The organism is Bernardetia sp., from assembly GCF_020630935.1.
Lineage (GTDB): Bacteria > Bacteroidota > Bacteroidia > Cytophagales > Bernardetiaceae > Bernardetia.
The window spans coordinates 32,388-52,604 of sequence record NZ_JAHDIG010000032.1 but is presented as its reverse complement, the minus strand read 5'-3'; the positions used below and the strand labels follow the sequence as shown (position 1 = coordinate 52,604).

Sequence of the window (20,217 nt, the reverse complement as noted above, 5' to 3'; positions counted from 1 at the left end):
TGATTAGCGAAGCTAAATTTAATCAAAAAATTAAAGTTTTGTCAATGGAGTAAGAAAAAGTTTAGTGCAGATTTTTCTTCATTTACTTGAAAAGAAACAGTTGCGCCACACATCACGGTTTGATTTTCTGCTGTGTGTCCGATAGGAAAGCCAAAAGCAACAGGATAATGATAGTCTTTTACCAACTCTGTAATCATTTGAGGAACAGAAAAACCAAACTGTTCTACGGTTTGCTTAGAACCTGAAAAACTACCTATGACTAATCCTTTCAGATGTTTAAATTTTCCAGCTCTGTAAAGTTGCCAAAGCATTCTGTCGATAGCATACAAATTTTCGCCTACTTCTTCTAAAAAAAGAATTTTATTATTTGTATCTATTTCTGTTGGAGTAGCAAGACTATTGATAATCATACTCAAATTTCCACCTATAATTTCTCCCTCTGCTTGTCCTAGCCTATTTTCTGGACAAAAATCAGCATTGATTTTATAAGATTTGCCTTTTATAGCATCTAAAAAACTTTTTAGAGATTGGGTTATGTTTGTAATCTCTTGGCTTTGAATAATTGGTTGAGTGTTGTCTCTTTTAATAATGTCTTCTTTTAAAGCAGATACTAGATTTTTTTCATTCTCTACCAAATATTTAAACTGAACAGGCATCACACCATGCATACTCTGAAAACCTAATTGGTTTATCTTGAGATGAATAGCTGTAATATCACTAAAACCAATAAGCCACTTGGGGTTTTTGATAAACTTTTCCCAATTTATATCATCCAAAATTCGTCCCATTCCATATCCTCCACGAATACACCAAATTGCTTTTGCTTCATCAGAATCTAATGATTTTTGTAAATCAAACAGACGATGCTTATCTGTTGCAGCAAAGCGAAAATAATTATCTGTAAGGTGTGTACCTACTTGTGGGATAAATCCGTTTTCGATAATCCAATTTACTGCCTGCTCTATATGTTGAGGCTCTACAATTCCAGAAGGAGCTATTAAATGAATGGTGTCATTTTTTTTAAGAAAAGGAGGAGATTGCATTGAATGCTTTTTAGATATGATAGTTTTTGTTTCTTATTTTTTAAAAAAGAACTTATTAATTTTTTGTGTTTGAAAAAATTCATCAAAAAACGTTCCTACATCCATTTCAGATATAGGAACGTCAGTAAAAAAAATAACTATTGCTTTTTAATATTTTATTTCTCTGTTGGGATAATACTCAAAAGCTCTAAATTTTGTGGGTCTTGATAATTATACTGATAGAGTCCATCTTTTCCTATCATCATCAAAATGTCATTATGAGCAATTACATCGTATCCATTGATGGAATTATCTTCTGCAATTTGCTCTAACTCCAATGGATTTGTAACGTTGAGTACCTTCAACCCTGCATCTCCATCACAGACAAAAAGCGTCTTATTAGTGTATTTTGAATCTACTCCTAACCCATAAGGATTTGTCATGGGTTGCGTATTGATGAGTGAAGGGTTTTCTAAATCAGAAATATCAATCAGATGTAGTTCGTTTACACCATTTCTGCAATTTGTGCCATTGCGTAGTGTTACATAAGCTGTAGTTTCAGAAACTACCACAGGGTCGCAGCTTGTAATATGTTCATAAGTAGAAACGAACTGTGGCTGGCTAGGAGCATCTAAATTGTAGATGTGCATTCCTCTCTGCGAACCAATAAATAAATTGTTCTGATAGGGAAAGAGTGTTTCTATTCCCCAACCAAGTTCTACTTCATTTTTTTCTTGTGGAGAAATAGGATTTGTGATAGAATAAGATTTTAGATTGTCTCCATTGAGTGTATAAAGGTGATTTTGACTAATAGCAAAACGAGCTAATGAACCTGCAACACCTACTGTCGGATTGCCAGCTCCTTGATTTGGAGCAAAGTTATCTCCGTCATGATAAAGAATATCGCCTCCACTACAATCGTTTGACACAACTACTTCTTTTTCTAACCAATCTACTATAACACCATAATTTGGGTCTGCATAACCATTATTTCCAAAAACCTGCTTGTCGAAAGTATTGTTGATACGCTGTACTACTTTTGGGTTTGTAACAACTGCTAGGTCAATGACTAATAAATCTGTATAACTATCAGCATATAAGATATTTCCAGAGATAGCCATATCTACATTACCAAGAATATTTAGAAAACCAATTTGAACAGGAGCAGCAGGATTAGAATTGTTGATAATATGAATCCCTTTATTGACTTCATTGACAAACACATATTTGTTATAAAAGTAAATTTTGCCCACTTCTTTCAATGGACGAGGTTCTTGAAGTTCAACAGGAGTATTACGAAAATCATCGTAACTCATAAAAATAGGCTCATAAGAAATATAAGTATAGCTACAATCATCTTCATATACACAGCTAGAAATAGCAAATGAAAACAAAAAGGTTATACAAATAAGTAATTTTGAGGGGAGACTTCTAAAACAATGATGTAGTTGAAATGTATGACACATAACTTTAGTAAAGAAATAGAATAAATAATTTGAGTTTTGGGAAATAATAAGGGTAAAAGAGAAAACTTACTCCCTTTTGTTCTCTTTACGAAACATTTTGTTAATCTGCTGCAAATGCGAAATAAATAAATCTTTATGTATAAAAAAAGGTTTGTCAAACTCTATGTTTAACAAACCTTGTAATGATTTATAAAAACTGACTTTGTTCGATGTGTTGGTAAGTCAGTTCAAAATAGTAAAATAAGTTTTACTCTTCTACTACTATTGCTTCTATGCGTTTTCTAAGTGTTGTATTTTCAGCACGCTCCATTACACTAAAATACTGAATGCCAATGGAATAAACAAAAATAGGAAGAATAAAAGCTGTTACACTTATTAGCCCAGCAAAATAGACAACTTGTATAATTTTTTGTAAGAATGTTTCTCCTTCTATAAAGTGCATTTCTATAGCTTGAATAAAAAAGGCACTAAGTCCTGAATTGATTAATACAAAATACACAAATCCGACAGCTAATGAAATGAAAAGCATCATAAAGCTGTTCAACGGTTGAAAGAAAAACAGTTTTACAGATTTTCCAAGTGCTTTAAACGGATTGTTTGTCTGCGTTGTCCAAGCATAGAGAAAAAACATAAATAATGGAGCAAATAAAAGAGCAACCAATATCATATACGGACTAGGAAAGACAATTGCTTTCAATATCAAAACTATAAGAAGTGATTTGTAACCGTTTTTAAGTAAGAATTTACCAAAGCCTTTCAGTGACCATGTTATTTTTCTAGCTTCTTGTTGTATAATTTCAGAGAAGAAATAATAAGGTGTAGTAAGTGCGACTGTCCAAATAAGAGCGTGAGCCACTATAAATGGGATGCTTTCTGTATAATTTCCTGTAATAACTAAAAGATAATACTCTTTGAGTCTGTATTGCATATCACGAGGAAAATCAAAATTAGAAATATCTTCAAAAACCAAAAGATACATGCCAATAGAAAGTGGGAATAAAAGTGCTACACAAACACTAAAAATAGGCGCAAAATGTCTTCTATGAATCATCATAGATTCGGTTAGTATAACTCCAAGACCTCGTATTTGAAAAAGCTCAAATTCACTGTCTTCGCTTTTTTCTGGTAATTTTTGTCCTTTTAATTGTATCTTATTTCGTTTTGCCAATATTTGAGGATAAATAACAAAATACCCTACCATAAAAGCAAGTGAAATAAGAATAAGCGCACCACGAATAAATAATGGCATTTCTGTATAACGAGTGAGAAAACTTTCAATAAAACCAGCCAAAATAATGATTGGAGCAAGCCCTACCATTATCTTTAATCCACGTCTAGCACTCATTTGAAAAGCCTCTAGCCTACTAAGCGTTCCAGGGAATAAGAGTCCTTTTCCCATTGTAATTCCTGCTGCTGTAGAAATTACTATGGCTGAAATTTCTAATGTTCCGTGTAGCCAAACAGCAAACAAAGAATCTATCAATACATCTTTTGCATAGAAAAAATACTGAAACGAACCGAGCATTATACCATTATACATCGAAACAAAAATACTTCCTACACAGAAAAACACTCCCATAACAAAACTCAAAAGTGCTACTCGTAGGTTATTAAACGTAATTCGGAAAAACATTTCAATCTCATTACTATTTTTATAAACCCCCATAGGGTCGCCGTTAGCAATATTTTCTTCTGTCATTTCTACATAGCCATCTCCAAAAATTACTCGTACAAAATCAATATCTTCTACTGTTTGGAAAATACCAATAAGGAAAGCACCAAAAAATATAAGAAAAGCAAGTAATAAATCTTTGCGAATCATATACATGGTGGCGGGCAAGTCTGTCGTCCAAAAGTCTATGAGTTTGCGCCACCTTACTCGCTTATTTTTATAAACGTCTCTAAAAATTTGCTGTGCAATTCCATTTAGATACAAACGTACCGAACGATTGGGGTAAAATGTACGTGCATAAGAGAGGTCATCTGTAATTTCGACAAAAGATTCACTGACTTTGTCTGGATTACGCTGCTTTTCTTTGAGAAGCTCTTCGAAGTCTTGCCATTTTTCCTTATTTTGCTCTATAAAAATATTTTCTCTCATTGTATCTATTTTTTATAAGATTGCGTTGCAATATTATATTTTATACTCGTTTGGATGTATTAAGTTACAAAATACTAATTAATTTAGTAATTTGTAGTCTCATTGAAAAATTACTTTGTAAATATATGAAAACCATTTCTATTCGTACCAGTCAGAATGTAACCATTGATTACGAACTGCCTTCTACCTTCCAACGTATTATTGCTTGGCTAGTAGATTTAGTCTTGCTTTCTGCTACTATTGGCATACTGACACTTTTATTTTATTGGATGCTTGCCATTATGGGTTGGTCTAGTATAATAGAAACACTTTTTATGTACTTGGTACTTGTGCCAATATGGTTTTTTTATTCCTTATTTTGTGAAATTATGTTTAATGGACAAAGTGTAGGTAAGCGAGCCATGGGCATACGTGTAGTGAAACTCAATGGAGATATTCCTTCTCTTTCTGATTATTTTATGCGTTGGGCATTCAGAATGGTAGATATTATGTTTTCTTTTGGCAGTTTGGCTGTTATTCTGATAACAGGAACAGAAAAAGGGCAGCGTTTAGGAGATATTTTGGCAGGTACAACGGTTATCAAAGTAAAATCTACACAACATGTAAATATGAAGGAACTTCTCAATATTCGTTCGTTTAGAAACTATGAACCTACGTATGAGCGAGTTACTGTTTTTTCAGAGGAAGATATGTTAGCTATCAAAACTATTCTGAACCGTTCTAGTCGTTTTCCCAACCAAAAAGATACTTACAAACTTCTGCAAAAGACAGCCGTTTCAGCAGCAAAAAAAATGGATATTTCAGTAGAAAAATTTACAAGTCCACAGCAGACCAAACAGTTTTTACATACCGTTTTGCAAGATTATATTGTATTGACGAGATAAATTTTAGACAGAAAAAACCCCTGTAACTTTTTAAGATTACAGGGGTTTTTTAAGGTTTGTAAGACTACTCTCTCTCATAGAGAGCCGTATAAGTTATCTGTTTCGTTCCATTATATGTCAAGTAGTCCATTGTTCCTTTTACCTCCAAGATATTATTGTCCATAAGTTTTATAGAAGTAATATCCTTATCTTCTGAGATAAGCAAACTATCTTTTATCGTATATTCTCCTCCAAGAGAAATAGCATTAGTGATAAAAGTATCAAGAATAAAGCTCTGTGGGTCAAGAGAAGGGAAATTAATTATTAATACTTCTTTGCCACTAAGTTCGTTAGGTTTTATTTCTAACCTATTATTAGATGAATTAAGTTGTTCTCCAAACTCACCAAGTACGTTTTGAGAAAAAATACCATCTCCATTTATGTCTATATCTTCTTCTACAAAGATAGTAGAAGCATAATAGTTTCCTACCAGTTGCTCATATAAAGGATTTTTCTGTTCTTCTTTTGTACAAGAAGAGAGAAAAATTATTGATAGTAATAAAATAAGATATTTCATAGTTTAATTTATAGATTATCTTTACTTGACGTTCATTTCTCAAAACTAACGTCAAGGAATAAGTTTAATTTAATTATTATATTTTTTTTATTAAAACCCTTGAACTCTTAAAGGTTCTACACTTATACTGCAGTCTCCTGAACTGTATTCTCTAGTTTCAAAATAGGTTTGATTTCCAATTCCAGGAAGATTTATTGAGCCTTTTTTAATAATAAAATCATCACCAAAATTAATATTCTTTGAACCTAATTCATCGCTTCGCATTGTATAATTTACTGACACATTTTTACTACTGCTTATAGAAGCATCACCACCAAACTGCAAACCTACTTTCTCTGATACAGGGCTGATAGAAAAATTGTTAGCAAACTGAGAACTGTAGGTTTCTGATATAGAAAAAGTTTCATCTAAGTCTACTTCTTCTATTTTTATCTCCATAGTCAGACTGTACTTTTTCAAATCCCAGTTAATTAGTGGTACATCTTTTCCTAAATGAAGTGTTTTGGGTTCTATTTTATCTAATACATAAAGATACAAACTTGAACCGTAGAAAGCTCTTCTTTCTCTTCTGTAAGTTACATCAAATAGCTTACTTCCTATAGCTCCAAAACGCTTTTGTCGAACAATACCTGTAGGTTCATCTGTGTCATTAGAGATAAAAACAAAATCTACTTTAAAATCGAAAGCTCCATCTGTCCAACCTGACGAAGTCATATTTCCGTTGGCATCTCCAATAAGCATATGTACAATTTGTTGATCTCCTGTTTGGTCTGCTATTTTGTTATATCCTTCTATTCCTTCGTTCATTCTAAAAGTAGTGATATGTTCTTTATAGTCTAATGTAAAACGACCATTAGGGTTAGAAGGCTCTATGCCATAATAGATGTAATCACGATGCCAGCCCTCTATATTTTTGTATATGTTGTAGGCTTCTTCTACTTTCTCATCCATCTGAAAATTAAATATAACTCTGTTTAGAACCTTTCTGTTGTCATAGTTTGAGTCAGTAAATTTATATTCTACTCCTTCAATAGTTTTTATTATTCTTGTGTCAGTTATAGATTCATATCCTTTATTCAAAGAAGATATAACACGTTCGTTTTGCTTTATCACCACTATCGGATAAGAAGGAATATACTTTGCTTCTAAAGTGTAGTTTCCTTTGTCTAAGCTAAAGCAAGGCACATCATTGGTAGTGTGCAAACGTAAAGCTACATCTGGGATTTGGTTTTCTGTGTCCCACGTTTCGGCAGAAAAAGAATTGTCTGGAAGCGAAGGCACAAAAATAGTGAGAAGTGGATTGGTAATCTCAATTTGTTTTAATACCTCTTCGTTTGCTACATTTTCAAGCATAATATCTCTAAACGTCTTGCCATCTTCAATCACAGTATTTTTTACTGTAGCAAAAAGTACGTCGTAATCGTGATTAAATTTTTTGAGGGCTTCCGTTTTGATAAACTTTCTCAAAGCTGATGATTCTTTCATCGCTTCTAAAAGTGCCTTTCCAAAAATACGCTGGTTTTCAGATTGTGAATCGTAGATATTTTCTCCTTGTGCATTTTTAGCATCTAATGAAGTAATATCATTTGTTTTTGTTTCCAAAAACTGATCTTCTTTCTCACACGAAGAAAGTCCGATAGTTAGGGCTGTAGCTGATAGGAGTAGCCACTTACTAGATTTTTCCTTGAAATTTCTGATTGCAAAATTCATTTTATGTTTATTTTTTTAGTGAATAAATTACAATGTAATTATTGTAACTATGAACAAATGTATAGAGTGTATTTTTAGAATCCTACAAAAAATATAATTTATTTTTAATTTTAACACTTTAATTTAGTTAATTAAATAAATTAATATTATTACTTTTTACACTAAAATTTAGATAAATACTTATAAATCAACCTAATAAAAGCAAAAATATATGATTTTAATTAGAGCATTTGTAAAATTGGTTAAGTATATTAATTGCACTTTTTCATTATTCATATTTTATTAGAGAATATATTTACTATTTACATCTATTAGACAATCATAGCCACTTGATTTACAACACCTTACAAATATGCTCAAATTTTTAGTTTATTTTTTCTAAAAATATTGGAATTATAGAGTTTGTTGATTAACTTTGCTAAAAATAATAGCACAAATAGATTATCACCTAAAAATCAGATAATTAAAATAGAACAACCTTTCCTTAGGAGTTCTTTTAGATAATAAATTTAGCAAACAATAGTAACGCTCTCATCTGTGGGCATTTGACTTACAAATACGATGAAAACTAATTTTACGAATCGTTTTTTACCTATCTCTATTAATTTGGAGAAAATAAGAAACAACAGACATATACAAATTCCTATCAAAATACTGATTGGAGAGAAATATTTTGAATATAACATCTCATTTATCATTCAAAATTACATGCTCGTATTGGCTACTATATTTTTAGTAGCAGTAGCTCTGTATGGCAGTTGGGGTGATAGGCAAAGTACCTATATAAAAAATCTGTGGGTACAGGTTGGACAAGAAGTACCTTTTGAATTATGGAAAATGGAGGAAGCTCCACTAATGGCATCTGCAAGTATTTTTCCAAGTACTGAAAATACAAATTCGCCTACTTTAGAGCTAATGAAACTAGCTTCTCATAATGTAGATAAAAAGAAAGATAAAGACACAAAAAATGGGCTTCCTATTTTTGTTCATTCTGTAGCTGATTATGACAACTTAGCCAATCTGGCTAAGAGTGAGAATACGATGGAAGAGTTTATGATACAGAAACAAATTCATATTACAAAGGCACTTATTCAAAATAAAGTCTCTCGCCTAGACCAACTAGAAGATAGTGTACTTTTAGAGATGAATAAGAATATCAGTCGCTTATTTATGAGTTTGGTATTACAAAATTTGAATGCTCCTCCTCATGTTTGGAGCTATTTTACAGATACCGTACATCTAAGAAAAATAGAAACTGCACTTATGGAGCAGGTAAAATACAATGTTCCTGTTTCTATAAAGCTCGCACAATCTGCCTTAGAAACAGCTTATGGTTCACGAGTAATTCACAATAATTACTTTGGAATAAAAGATAAAAATAAAAGTGGTAACAAAACTATCACTACTGAATATTTCACAGCTGAAGAAGCCTCAATGAATCAAGATATTATTCTTACACAAAAGCCATTTATCAAGAATGGAAATGTTTTGTACGAGTGTAAAGTGCAAGATTATTTTACACAATATCGCAGTGCGTGGGAATCTTTTAGAGGGCATTCTGAATTTTTGGTAAACAACAAACGTTATGCGCCACTCTTTACTAAAGGAAAAAACTACGAAGACTGGGCTGATAAAATTGGCTCTGAACGCACTGGAGGCGTAGGTTATGCCACTTCTCCTCTCTATGGAGAGCTTTTAAAAAAGATTATCAAAAGATATCAATTACATCTTTTAGACCATTGAATTATTGTACAAATAAAAAAGACTTGAAGATAACCGAGTGATCGGGTTTTGGAAGATAGCTGAAAAAAGGCGATGCAGTTTGCATCGCTTTTTTTGTTTAGAATTTTAAAAGCGATATGGAACAAAATCCATATCGCTTTATACGTTTAAAAACTAAGAAAATGTTTAAACACTTGCCATTTTGGTCTTTTCTGCATCTTTCAAGACACGGCGCAAGATTTTTCCTACATTAGATTTAGGCAGTTCATCTCTAAACTCGTAGTGTTTCGGTACTTTGTAGCCTGTCATGTTTTCCTTACAATATTTCTTGATTTCATCTACTGTTAAGGAATCATCTTTCTTGACAATAAATACCTTTACAGCTTCTCCAGACTTTTCATCCTCAATTCCGATAGCAGCTACTTCCATAACTTTAGGGTAAAGTGCAATCGTATCTTCTACTTCATTCGGATATACATTGAAGCCCGAAACCAATATCATATCTTTCTTTCTATCAACAATTTTGAGGAAACCATCTTCTTGAAGCTCTGCTACATCGCCTGTTTTGAGCCAACCATCGTCTGCCAAACATTTAGCTGTTTCATCTGGACGCTGCCAATAACCTTTCATTACTTGGGGTCCTTTTACACAAAGTTCTCCTGGTTTGTTAAAGTCAGTAACATCATTTCCATCATCATCGACCAATTTAATTTCTGTAGTTGGAAGTGGCATTCCAATAGTTCCAATTTGTACCTCTCCTACTACTGGATTACAACTCACAACTGGCGAACATTCTGTCAGACCAAAACCTTCTACCAATGAGTTTCCTGTAACTTCTTTCCATTTTTTCGCTACGGCACTTTGTACAGCAGTTGCTCCAGCGACTGCAATTTTGAGTCTTGTAAAATCAACAGTATTGATGTTTGGATGATTAGCAAGCCCATTGAAAAGCGTATTTACACCTGTCATGACTGTAATCTTATTATTTGCCATTTCCTTAATAAGTGCTGGCAAATCTCTAGGATTCGTAATCAAGACATTACTACATCCGTAAGCAAAAAAGATAAATGTATTTACTGTAAGTGAAAAAATATGATACATCGGAAGTGGCGTCAAAACAACTTCTTGTCCTTCTCTAACAAGTGGTTTCATCCATGCTTTTATCTGTTCTGCATTAGCAATTACGTTTCTATGTGTAAGTTCTGCCCCTTTAGCTACACCAGTTGTTCCTCCTGTATATTGAATGAAAGCATTATCAGAATTTTTTACTTTTACAGGAGTAAATGGATATTTTCTGCCTTTTGCCAATACATAACGGAAGGGTAATGCTTTTGGCAAGTTGTATGAAGGCACCATTTTTTTGACACGCTTCACTACAAAATTAGTTAGTGTGCGCTTAAACATTCCCATCATATCTCCCACTTCTGTAACTATTACTGTTTCAATGTTGGTATGAGGCAGTACCTTCTCTACATCCTTAGCAAAATTGGCTAAAACTACTATTGCTTTTATATCAGCATCTGTAAATTGGTGTTCCATTTCACGCACTGTGTACAGTGGATTTGTATTTACTACTACTAAGCCTGCACGAATTGCCCCAAAAAGCGCAATCGGATATTGCATTACGTTTGGCATTTGGATAGCAATTCGGTCTCCTTTTTTTAGATTGGTTTCGTTTTGTAAGAAAGCTGCAAAATTAGCTGAATAATTGCCAATTTGTTTGAAGGTCATCTCTACCCCCATGTGAATATAGGCTGTCTTGTCTCCATATTTTTCTATACTTTCCTCAATTAATTCTATCAATGAACCATACTGGTCTGGATTAATATCTTTTACTACTCCTTCTGGATAGTGTTTTTTCCAAATTGCTTCCATAAATGATAATTTGTTTTTTTTGTTGTGGGTTATGCTAGTTATGATAATTACTAACAATATTCTTATTTTTTATAGAAAAAGCAAACAAAATGCGTGTTTTTTTGCTAAATTCTTGGTAAAATTTTGTAAGAATTGCGTTATCTTAATTTTTTAAAAAACTGTAATACAATCCATTAAATAACATTGATGAAAATAATAAAAGACTATTTAATTATTCTTATTCTGCCATTTTTATATTCTTGCAAATCAGTCAGAGTTGAGCCAATTCCTAATTTCTCTATTAATTATGGCAAAGAAGATATTGAAAAAACAATTTTTCTTTTAGGAGATGCAGGGAATAGCGATTCACTTACACCTATTTTCATCTCCTTAAAAAAGGAAATTGAGCAAAATCCGTTTTCTACACTTATTTTTTTAGGTGATAATATTTATCCTTATGGGCTAATTCCAGAAGAAAAAATAAAAAATAATCCCAAGTTGATGTTAGAGCGAAAAGAAGCTGAAATTCATATCAACTCACAACTCAAAATTGTAGAAAATCATAAAAAAGAAAACGTGATTTTTGTAGCAGGAAATCACGATTGGGGACACGAAAAAAAACTATCTTTCATAAAAGAAGAACAAAACTACATTACAAAAAAAGGTTATCACTATCTACCTACAAGTGGGTGTAGTACACCAGAAATACTTCATTTATCAGAAAATACACTTCTCATTTGTCTAGACACACAATATCTAATTCAAAAACAGAAAAACTCTAATTGTGAGTTAGAAACCAATCAAGAAATCTATACTCGTTTGGATAGTATTATTGTTGCGAATCAAGAGAAAAAAATCATTGTGGCAGCACACCACCTCTTAGAAAGTGAGAGTTCACATGGAGGAAAATTTCCACTTCGTCCTCACTTGTTTCCATCAGTAGATTTGAAGAAAAAACTATATATTCCGTTACCTTTTTTGGGAACAGCTTATGTTTTGATGCGAAAAGCAGGCTTTTCAGAGCAAGATATTTCAAATTCTCGTTATAGAGATGTAAAGAAAAGTCTATCTGCTATTTTTGAAAAACATTCGAACTTAGTGTATGCCTGTGGACACGAACACACTTTACAGTATCATAAATTTAATCTTGAATCTGAAAATAAAAATGTCTGGCGACAAGTTAATAGTGGAGCAGGCTCAAAAAAAACCTTTATTAATCAGAATTACAAAAAAGACAAAAAAGCTTTTTTTGCTTATGCTGATTATGGTTTTGCTCGTTTGGATTACTTAAAAAATGGAAAAACCGTTGTTTATTATTACAATCAGAATGGACAAGTTTTGTATTCTGATGCGTGGTAAGTAAATAATTTTTAAACCACAGAGTTCACAGAGAAATACCAAAATTCAAGGGAGGGGAGTATCCTAAAAAGATTATACAGTTACTCCCATTACACAAATATCGTCGGTTTGTTCATAGTCTGTACCCACCCAATCCATTAGATTTCTTTTCAAGGCAACTCTTTGGCGACGCATAGATTTTTCATGAGTATCATAGAGAAGTTGTCTAAATTTAGAGGATAAAAACTTTCTACCTTCTTCTCCTCCAAACTGGTCTTGATAGCCATCTGAATAAATATAAAAGGTTTCTATATCTTCTAGCTCAATAATATGATTAGTATATTGAGCATCTATGAATTTCGCTGTTCTACCTCCTATTGGATGTACATCTCCCTTTATCATTGTCATGTTTTCTTCAGCTCCTCCTTTTTTACGTTTCTTATGAACGTATAGTAAAGGATTTTTTGCTCCTGCAAACTCCATCATTCCCACCGAATCATCAACAACAACGATAGCCATATCCATTCCATCACGGTTTCCAGTAGTATCTTGTTTTAAGATTCTTCTAATTTCAGCCTGCATAAAGTCCAAAATTTTACTAGGTGTAGTGATTTGTTTTTGCAGAATGGCTTCGTTTAAGAGTGTTGTTCCCAACAAAGACATAAAAGCCCCTGGTACACCGTGTCCTGTACAGTCTCCTACAATAACTATTTTTCGTGTTCCTACTTGATTGTACCAATAAAAATCTCCAGAAACTACATCTTTTGGCTCAAAGAAAACAAAAGCATCTTCAAAAACTGCGTTTAGTTCTTGTGTTCCTCCCAACATCGCTGACTGAATACGTTGGGCGTAGTTGATACTAGAAAGAAGATTGTGATTCTGTTTTTCTAACTGTTTCGAAGTTCTTTCTAGTTTTTTCTTTGCTACTTCAGAAGGAGTTATGTCTTGCAGTGTTCCCTTCATTGTTATTAGGCTTCCTTCGTTATCAAAGATAGGATAGCCTCTTTCCCTCACATAAAATACTTTTTCATTTGGTGTGTTTATACGATATACAGCATTGAATTCTTGTTTTTCATTGACAGCAACAGTCCACGCCTCGTTGAGTTCTTTTACATCTTCTTGTTCTATCCACTCTTGAAATACTATGGTATCTTTTGGTATTTGCCCAGTTTCTACTTTAAATATATTATCAAAACTCCCTGACCATTCAATTTTCTTAGTTATGATATCCATATCGTAGCTTACCACACGAGCTAAAAGTTGTGATTCGTCTAAACTCTTCTTGTTTTCTGTCAGATACTCTAAAAGTTCCTTAGTAGTTTGCTGTTGTAGAACCTCCTCTGTAATATCTTGTACTGTTCCTATTATTGCAATAGGCTCACCTTGCTCATTGTATTCTATTATGGCATACGTACGGAAATGTTTCCAATGTTCGTCTGAAAGTTCTTTTGGCTTCGCTCTATAAGTAGTAAAAACTTGTCTATCTCCTTTCATCATCGCTTCTGCAATGGCTCTTTGATGCTCTTCTCTTTCTTCAGGATGTATGATAGAATCAAAAATAATTTGGTCGATGAGGGTATCTTCGCTCAATCCATAAATATTTGGAAGGTTTGTAGAGTGTTTTATTTCTCTGGTTTGTAAATCCCAAACATAGCTTCCCATTTTTGCCATTCTTTCAGCATCAGAGAGAAGTTGTTGTTGTAGTTGTAATTCCTTACTAGAGTCTAGTAATTCTTGTGTTTGTTGTTCTATAATCTCTTCTACTTCTTTTCTTTGAGTTATATCCATCAATACTCCATCGATATAAGCTACTTTGTTTATCTCATCTTCTACTATTTGCCCAGTTTCCTCTACCCATATTACAGAACCATTTTTATGAACTAGTCTATATTCTACTTTATATGGCTGTTTGTCTTTTATAGCTTGCTCTATTTCAGCATCGATAAAGTTATCTTCTTGATGTATGATGCTAGAAAAAGAGCGTACTTTATTGTCTATAAAATCAGAAGCTGGATAGCCTGTAATGCGTTCTACTCCGTTCGAAATAAATTTCATTGTCCAGTCTTCATCTATCAAGGCACGATACATTATTCCTTGTAAATTATTACTAAGCGACTCTAACTGTTTTCTTGCACTTTCTATTTCTTCCTTCTGACGTGTATCTTGTGTAACATCTTGTACTACTCCCACTACACGCTCTGGCTTCCCAATAACATCTCTAATAAGGTTGGCTTCAAGTCTGAGTACTTTTTGTATCTTTTCTTTTGAATTGTCAAAATACCCTACTATAGAAAAATGATCTATTTTACCTGCTATAATTTGTTTTATATTATTACGAAATTCTTTTCTAAACTCCTTGTTATAATATTTATCATGTGTTCTTACATCCTTCATCTCTTCCTCATCCAAACCATATATTTTTGATAAATTCTTGGAGTAAGAGAAGGTATTGTTAGCAATTATAAAATCTATACTTCCAATCTGGGCAAGTTCTTCGGCACGTACCAAAAGTTTTTGTCTTTCTTCTACCTCTCTTTGAGCTACAAAAAGATTATCATTGATGAGTTGTAGTTGTTCAGAGTTTTGGCGTAGTTCTTCCTCTGAGGATTGTAATTCTTGGTTTCGTGCATTTACCTCTTGTAATAAGTTCTCTACTTGATTTTCTTTATTGACTCTTTCCGTAATGTCTTGTAAACTATTAACAATATAGGCTACTTCTCCTTTTTTATTCAAAATACAGTGTGTTGCTCCTTGAAACCAATGCCAACCTTTCAACCCTTCTGTTTTCAAACGCAAACGATAGAAATTATCTTTTTTATGCTTAATAGCTTCTTGCTGATACTCAATTACCTTATCATAATCGTCTTTATGGATATAACTTTCTAATAAATTAGGTGTAATTTTCTTATCTTCATCTATATTCAAGACAAAATTTAAGTGTTCAGTATGAATAATTTTGTTTTCCTTTGGATAAAGCTCATAAGCTGCCAATTTCGCCATTTTTTTGGCTTCTGTAACACGCTGAACATAACCCGCTAAATCTTTTTGTGTTTTTTCTAAATATTTATTAGAAGATTCTAGGCTTGCTGCATTCTGACGCAACTCTTCTTCTGACGCTTGTAATTCTTGATTTCTTTCTGCAATTTCTTTGGCAGCCACCTCAACATCTATGAATGCTGATTCTACTCTACTTATTGTTGGCTTCACAGCAAATGCTAAAGCAATGACAAGTAGTATTAACACCATAATAACAGAAAGCTGAACACTTTCTATTGTGGTAACTTTTTCACTTGCTTCATCTGTATAAGTAGAAACAATTTCTTGCATAATAGGAAGAAATCTACTTTCGTAGCGTCTTATTCTATCAACAGCATCTCTTAGACTTGCCTCTTTACCTTCGTTGCCTTCTCTGAGATTATTAGCCTCCAAAAGTTGTTCTACTCCAGACAAAATTCCGTGGTATTCTGGAGCAATAGAATCATACAATAATTTTACTTTTTCAGAATTGGTATGCCCATTACTAAAATCCATTGTACTTTCTTCTCCTGTTAGATTCTGGTACGCCTCTTTAAATTCTCTTACGTTTTCATCTAATGCATTAAGGTAGGGCATTTGTTCTTCTCCTTTTGTAATGGATAAGTACAAAGCACTTTTTGCAATTTTTTGACTTAGCATTCGCTGCCTACCTGCCGTATTGATAACACTAGCATCGTGTTGGCGACTAGATAAAAATTGTTGCAAAAACACATAACTACTCAAGAGAAGTACAATCCATATAGCAGGCACTACAAAACTTCCAATACGCATACGACGCACTATGACTTTACTATCTTGAGAATATTGCTCGTAATCTGCTTGCTTCTGCTTGTATGTCTTGATAAGCCTATCTAAATAATACCCCATCACAGCAAAGACAGCACTCAATACTATAGGAGCAACATCAATAACAAAGTGAATTGGGTTTACTTTGTGAAGTTCGACAACCATAGCCCAATTAAAAGCTAGTTGTTTGAAGAACACACCATCTAAAACCCAAGCAAAAAGAGGAAAAAATAAGCCAAACAACATACCACCAAAAGCATATTTTATGGTATTATTCATATAGATATTAGAATAAGATGTTTAGAGAATTCTATTTGGAAAGCTCTAAGGGGGAACTTTATTTAATAATTGTATTTGTATAGATAGGGATGTACAAATACATAGCCAATATAAACAATAATATTGAAACTTAAAATAGTATTTTAAACAGGCTTTATCTTAGTTTCTTCACGCTAAACTCCTTTAATTCAATACTTCTGAATTTTCAAATTGTATTTTTTTGCGAAAATGCTTGTAGTCAGAATAGGTAAAGTATTTTTTCTGATTCAAAAAAAATTCTTTTTGTTCTTCAAACTCATCTTTATTTTCTATTGGAACTTCTATTTTGTAATCTATTATTTTTTGTAGTTCTTCCTTAGTAAAAAACAGTTTTTTAAATAATAGTCGTACCTCTTTAAAACTTTTTTCAATATCTGAAATCCATATTAGAAGTTGGATAGCAAAAAACAGGAAAAAAGTATTTAGCAGATGAGGTAGAATATAGACATACAAGTTGCTCGTTTTTTTTGTAACATTACCAAGTAACTCATAATCTAGGCTTTCCTTTACATTATCTACCCACCAGTTAGGATAAAAATAAATCTGAATATGTTGTGTAATCAGATAACAGGCAATTATCATCCAAAAGAGCGTTCCATGATTATTTTTTTCTATCTCAAAGAGCATAAAACGTTTTTTTAAATATACAACTACAAGCATACTACTTATCAGACTCAAGACAAGAGATATAAAATAAGGATAACCATAATCTATTGCTTTTTTACCTAAAAAAAAACTAACATACTCATTCTTAGACCGAATAAGTTCGGCAATTCCACCAGCAAAAAGCGCACAACTGATAGGAATAGCAAATAGCAAAACAAAAAACCAAAAATAATAGGTAAAGTTGATAACTTTCTTTTTCATATTTAGTGAGGTTAATAGCTGTTTTAGTGTGTATTTAGAACCTAAAATTAGGCAAAGGATATGAAAAAAAACAACTTCATTCTAATTTATTGTCATCAGCAAACGTGTATTGGTTCTGAAAATTTATAAATTTACAAGCTACTCTAGTTACTTACTTTTAAGAAAGATAAAATGAACAAAAAATTCAAATACGTCAGCGAATCACAAGTTACGATTACAGAACTGATGCTACCTTCACATTCTAATTTTAGTGGCAAAATTCACGGAGGACATATACTCAACCTTATGGATCAGATTGCTTTTGCTTGTGCTTCCAAACATTCTGGCAACTACTGTGTAACAGCTTCTGTCAATAAAGTAGATTTCCTAAATCCGATAGAAGTAGGAGACTTGGTTACGCTAGAAGCCTCCGTCAATTTTACGGGCAGAACTTCTATGGTAATTGGATTGAAAGTAAGTTCTGAAAATATCCGAACAGGTATTATCAAACATTGTAATTCCTCATATTTTACGATGGTGGCAAAAGACGAAAACGGAAAAAGTACGCCAGTCCCAGGGATTATCCTCACGACAAAGGAGGAAATTAGACGTTTTGCTAGAAGTATCACAAGACAACAAGAAGGCAGAAACCGAACCTCTAGGTTTAATGAAAAGATTTTTAAAGTGGAAGACTACTTACACCTTCTTGAAGATAGTAATTCTAAAATGGAGTTGGAAGATGAATAAAAGCATAACCAACGAAGAGATTATAAAGGATATTGTTATACAAGTTTTGGTTAAGAATAAATCAGCAAAAACTATTTATGACACTTTAAATAAATTTCTACCAAATTATGATGTACTAGATATTTCTGTTTATTCAAAATTTGATAATGAAGATTATGTTTTTAAATCTGAATTGGAAGTCATAGATTATTTTATTTCTAAACAAAACATAGCACAACGATTTTACTGGACGAAAAACGAAAATAACCTTGATAATGTGATGGTTGGTGTAAACTTAACAGAAGATAATATGATGGTTATTAGCTTAACAATAGATGGCACACTAAAAAAAGAAGCAAAATATTATTCAGAGTTACAACAGTTCCTAAACTCTGAAATAGGAGTTATTTCATATTTCAATCCAGCAGAATATAAAGATGGAAAAGACTTTATAGAAAAGTATAGTAAATAAATATTTACTTCTTCTTCTTAGGAATCCAAGCCCAAACCATTTCACAGATAACAGGCTCTTGACCTATTTCATCAGTTACTTTGACAGGTACAGTTACTTCCCCTTTGTCTAATGTATTGATTTGATGGACTTGCTCGGCTGTCAGGGTGGCTTCTGCTTGCATTTTTCCTTGTGAACGCTTGACAAATTTTGATTGTATAGATTTCATTAAAGGTAATTTATCATCTGGAATATTCATTCCCACAACCATTCCTGTGGCTGTTTCGGCAAGTAAAACCATTGCAGCAGCGTGAATTTGCCCAATATGATTTCTTACTTTAGGCTTATTTCTTAAAGAAATTACCACTTTTTCTTTTGTCATTACATCAAAGCTACAACTAGCCGTTCCTACAAATTTCACTACTCTACCAATGGCAAAAGATAAAACCCAAGTAGGATATTTTTGTAATTTGTGAACAGTCTTTTCTAATTTGTTCATATATTCTGAAATAAAATAAATTGTTGAACTCTAAAATATTTCTTACCTCATACTTTAGCTCAACTCTAAATTTAATCTTATCTATTTTCTTAAACAAATAATCTGTATTTTTGTGCGAGCTTAAAAATCATTTAATATCAAAATGGCAATTACAGAAAAACCGTTCCGAGTTATTTATGAAGACAATCATTTGCTTATCGTCAATAAAGCAGCAGGTTTGCTTTCTCAAGGCGACAATACAGGTGATGATTCGTTGGTGGACTTGGCAAAAGAATATATCAGAAAAAAATACGACAAACCAGGAAATGTTTTCTGTGGTTTGGTGCATCGCCTAGACCGTCCTGTAAGTGGAGTAGTAGTGTTGGGAAAAACGTCTAAGGGATTGGAACGTATGTCCAAACTTTTTAGAAACCGAGAAATCAATAAAGTGTATTGGGCTGTGGTGAAGCGCAGACCACCCAATAAAGAAGACAAATTGGTTCATTATCTTGAAAAAGACTCTAAAACAAATACTGTAAAAGTGTATGATGAACCCACTGGAAAAGCGCAGCGTGCTGAACTCAAATACAGATACATTGGAAAATTAAATCTCTTTCATCTGTTAGAAGTTACCCCTCTGACAGGCAGACCTCATCAGATTCGTGTGCAGTTAGCAGCTATGGGTTGTCCTATTCGTGGTGATGTGAAATATGGTTATAAAAAAGCCAATGAAGATGGAAATATCAACCTTCATGCACGTAGAATAAATTTTATTCATCCAGTAAAAAAAGAACCTCTAATTTGTTTGGCTGGTGTTCCTCAAAATCCTTTTTGGGAAGAATTTTTGACCATAGATGATTTTAAAGTCAAAGAAAAACAGCTAGAATATTTATATTCTATGTAAATTCAAACTTTGAAATACG

Annotated in this window: 15 protein-coding genes; 6 read left to right on the top strand and 9 right to left on the bottom strand. The window is 32.8% G+C overall.

The genetic code is table 11. From position 1 onward, the window contains the following. Positions 1–41 precede the first annotated feature (41 nt). The 3 genes from QZ659_RS10600 to QZ659_RS10590 form a co-directional block, all read right to left on the bottom strand. The gene (locus QZ659_RS10600) at positions 42–1,043 is read right to left on the bottom strand and encodes a S66 peptidase family protein (protein WP_291725785.1); all 1,002 of its coding nucleotides are present in this window, start codon (positions 1,041–1,043) and stop codon (positions 42–44) included. Positions 1,044–1,198: 155 nt separating this feature from the next. Further along, the gene (locus QZ659_RS10595) at positions 1,199–2,416 is read right to left on the bottom strand and encodes an LVIVD repeat-containing protein (RefSeq protein WP_291725784.1); all 1,218 of its coding nucleotides are present in this window, start codon (positions 2,414–2,416) and stop codon (positions 1,199–1,201) included. Between the two features lie 319 nt (positions 2,417–2,735). Next, on the bottom strand, positions 2,736–4,589 hold the full coding sequence (locus tag QZ659_RS10590) for a stage II sporulation protein M (RefSeq protein WP_291725783.1): 1,854 nt from the start codon (positions 4,587–4,589) through the stop codon (positions 2,736–2,738). 125 nt (positions 4,590–4,714) lie between these two features. Between QZ659_RS10590 and QZ659_RS10585 the strand changes: the two genes are divergently transcribed. After that, complete coding sequence (locus QZ659_RS10585; RefSeq protein ID WP_291725782.1) at positions 4,715–5,473, top strand: RDD family protein; 759 nt, start codon at positions 4,715–4,717, stop codon at positions 5,471–5,473. 64 nt (positions 5,474–5,537) lie between these two features. On the opposite strand, the gene QZ659_RS10580 is transcribed toward QZ659_RS10585, so the two are convergent. Both QZ659_RS10580 and QZ659_RS10575 read right to left on the bottom strand, forming a co-directional pair. Next, complete coding sequence (locus QZ659_RS10580) at positions 5,538–6,029, bottom strand: hypothetical protein (protein WP_291725781.1); 492 nt, start codon at positions 6,027–6,029, stop codon at positions 5,538–5,540. Positions 6,030–6,119: 90 nt separating this feature from the next. Further along, positions 6,120–7,739, bottom strand: coding sequence for a hypothetical protein (locus QZ659_RS10575; protein WP_291725780.1), 1,620 nt, complete (start codon positions 7,737–7,739; stop codon positions 6,120–6,122). Between the two features lie 561 nt (positions 7,740–8,300). Here QZ659_RS10575 and QZ659_RS10570 point away from each other — a divergent pair. After that, the gene (locus tag QZ659_RS10570) at positions 8,301–9,482 is read left to right on the top strand and encodes a glycoside hydrolase family 73 protein (protein ID WP_291725779.1); all 1,182 of its coding nucleotides are present in this window, start codon (positions 8,301–8,303) and stop codon (positions 9,480–9,482) included. Between the two features lie 165 nt (positions 9,483–9,647). On the opposite strand, the gene QZ659_RS10565 is transcribed toward QZ659_RS10570, so the two are convergent. Beyond that, entirely contained in the window at positions 9,648–11,336 is a 1,689-nt protein-coding gene (locus QZ659_RS10565; RefSeq protein ID WP_291725778.1) for an AMP-binding protein, read from the bottom strand. A gap of 186 nt (positions 11,337–11,522) precedes the next feature. Here QZ659_RS10565 and QZ659_RS10560 point away from each other — a divergent pair, with 186 nt between their 5' ends. Next, entirely contained in the window at positions 11,523–12,674 is a 1,152-nt protein-coding gene (locus tag QZ659_RS10560; RefSeq protein WP_291725777.1) for a metallophosphoesterase, read from the top strand. A 72-nt stretch (positions 12,675–12,746) separates the two neighbouring features. Here the strand turns inward: QZ659_RS10560 and QZ659_RS10555 are convergent, their stop codons facing one another. Both QZ659_RS10555 and QZ659_RS10550 read right to left on the bottom strand, forming a co-directional pair. Further along, positions 12,747–16,754: a PAS domain-containing protein gene (locus QZ659_RS10555; protein WP_291725776.1), complete on the bottom strand. Its 4,008-nt coding sequence runs from the start codon at positions 16,752–16,754 to the stop codon at positions 12,747–12,749. A gap of 183 nt (positions 16,755–16,937) precedes the next feature. Next, positions 16,938–17,660, bottom strand: a complete 723-nt coding sequence (locus QZ659_RS10550) for a hypothetical protein (RefSeq protein ID WP_291725775.1) — start codon at positions 17,658–17,660, stop codon at positions 16,938–16,940. Positions 17,661–17,831: 171 nt separating this feature from the next. On the opposite strand from QZ659_RS10550, the gene QZ659_RS10545 reads away from it, so the two are divergent. Beyond that, a complete protein-coding gene (locus QZ659_RS10545) occupies positions 17,832–18,386 on the top strand; it encodes an acyl-CoA thioesterase (RefSeq protein ID WP_291725774.1) in 555 nt (184 codons plus the stop codon). Next, the gene (locus QZ659_RS10540) at positions 18,379–18,837 is read left to right on the top strand and encodes a hypothetical protein (RefSeq protein WP_291725773.1); all 459 of its coding nucleotides are present in this window, start codon (positions 18,379–18,381) and stop codon (positions 18,835–18,837) included. The genes QZ659_RS10545 and QZ659_RS10540 overlap by 8 nt, the downstream gene beginning before the upstream one ends. A gap of 4 nt (positions 18,838–18,841) precedes the next feature. On the opposite strand, the gene QZ659_RS10535 is transcribed toward QZ659_RS10540, so the two are convergent. Next, positions 18,842–19,315 carry a DUF4442 domain-containing protein gene (locus QZ659_RS10535; RefSeq protein ID WP_291725772.1) on the bottom strand — a complete coding sequence of 158 codons (474 nt, stop codon included), beginning with the start codon at positions 19,313–19,315 and terminating at the stop codon, positions 18,842–18,844. A 148-nt stretch (positions 19,316–19,463) separates the two neighbouring features. Here QZ659_RS10535 and QZ659_RS10530 point away from each other — a divergent pair, with 148 nt between their 5' ends. Next, positions 19,464–20,198: an RluA family pseudouridine synthase gene (locus QZ659_RS10530; RefSeq protein ID WP_291725787.1), complete on the top strand. Its 735-nt coding sequence runs from the start codon at positions 19,464–19,466 to the stop codon at positions 20,196–20,198. The last annotated feature ends 19 nt before the right edge of the window (positions 20,199–20,217 follow it).

What these genes read in the sequence shown, in the direction of transcription:
- QZ659_RS10600 (WP_291725785.1), bottom strand. Translation starts at nt 1,043, where the DNA reads ATGCAATCTCCTCCTTTTCTTAAAAAAAATGACACCATTCATTTAATA.
- QZ659_RS10590 (WP_291725783.1), bottom strand. Translation starts at nt 4,589, where the DNA reads ATGAGAGAAAATATTTTTATAGAGCAAAATAAGGAAAAATGGCAAGAC.
- QZ659_RS10585 (WP_291725782.1), top strand. Translation starts at nt 4,715, where the DNA reads ATGAAAACCATTTCTATTCGTACCAGTCAGAATGTAACCATTGATTAC.
- QZ659_RS10580 (WP_291725781.1), bottom strand. Translation starts at nt 6,029, where the DNA reads ATGAAATATCTTATTTTATTACTATCAATAATTTTTCTCTCTTCTTGT.
- QZ659_RS10575 (WP_291725780.1), bottom strand. Translation starts at nt 7,739, where the DNA reads ATGAATTTTGCAATCAGAAATTTCAAGGAAAAATCTAGTAAGTGGCTA.
- QZ659_RS10570 (WP_291725779.1), top strand. Translation starts at nt 8,301, where the DNA reads ATGAAAACTAATTTTACGAATCGTTTTTTACCTATCTCTATTAATTTG.
- QZ659_RS10565 (WP_291725778.1), bottom strand. Translation starts at nt 11,336, where the DNA reads ATGGAAGCAATTTGGAAAAAACACTATCCAGAAGGAGTAGTAAAAGAT.
- QZ659_RS10560 (WP_291725777.1), top strand. Translation starts at nt 11,523, where the DNA reads ATGAAAATAATAAAAGACTATTTAATTATTCTTATTCTGCCATTTTTA.
- QZ659_RS10555 (WP_291725776.1), bottom strand. Translation starts at nt 16,754, where the DNA reads ATGAATAATACCATAAAATATGCTTTTGGTGGTATGTTGTTTGGCTTA.
- QZ659_RS10550 (WP_291725775.1), bottom strand. Translation starts at nt 17,660, where the DNA reads ATGAAAAAGAAAGTTATCAACTTTACCTATTATTTTTGGTTTTTTGTT.
- QZ659_RS10545 (WP_291725774.1), top strand. Translation starts at nt 17,832, where the DNA reads ATGAACAAAAAATTCAAATACGTCAGCGAATCACAAGTTACGATTACA.
- QZ659_RS10540 (WP_291725773.1), top strand. Translation starts at nt 18,379, where the DNA reads ATGAATAAAAGCATAACCAACGAAGAGATTATAAAGGATATTGTTATA.
- QZ659_RS10535 (WP_291725772.1), bottom strand. Translation starts at nt 19,315, where the DNA reads ATGAACAAATTAGAAAAGACTGTTCACAAATTACAAAAATATCCTACT.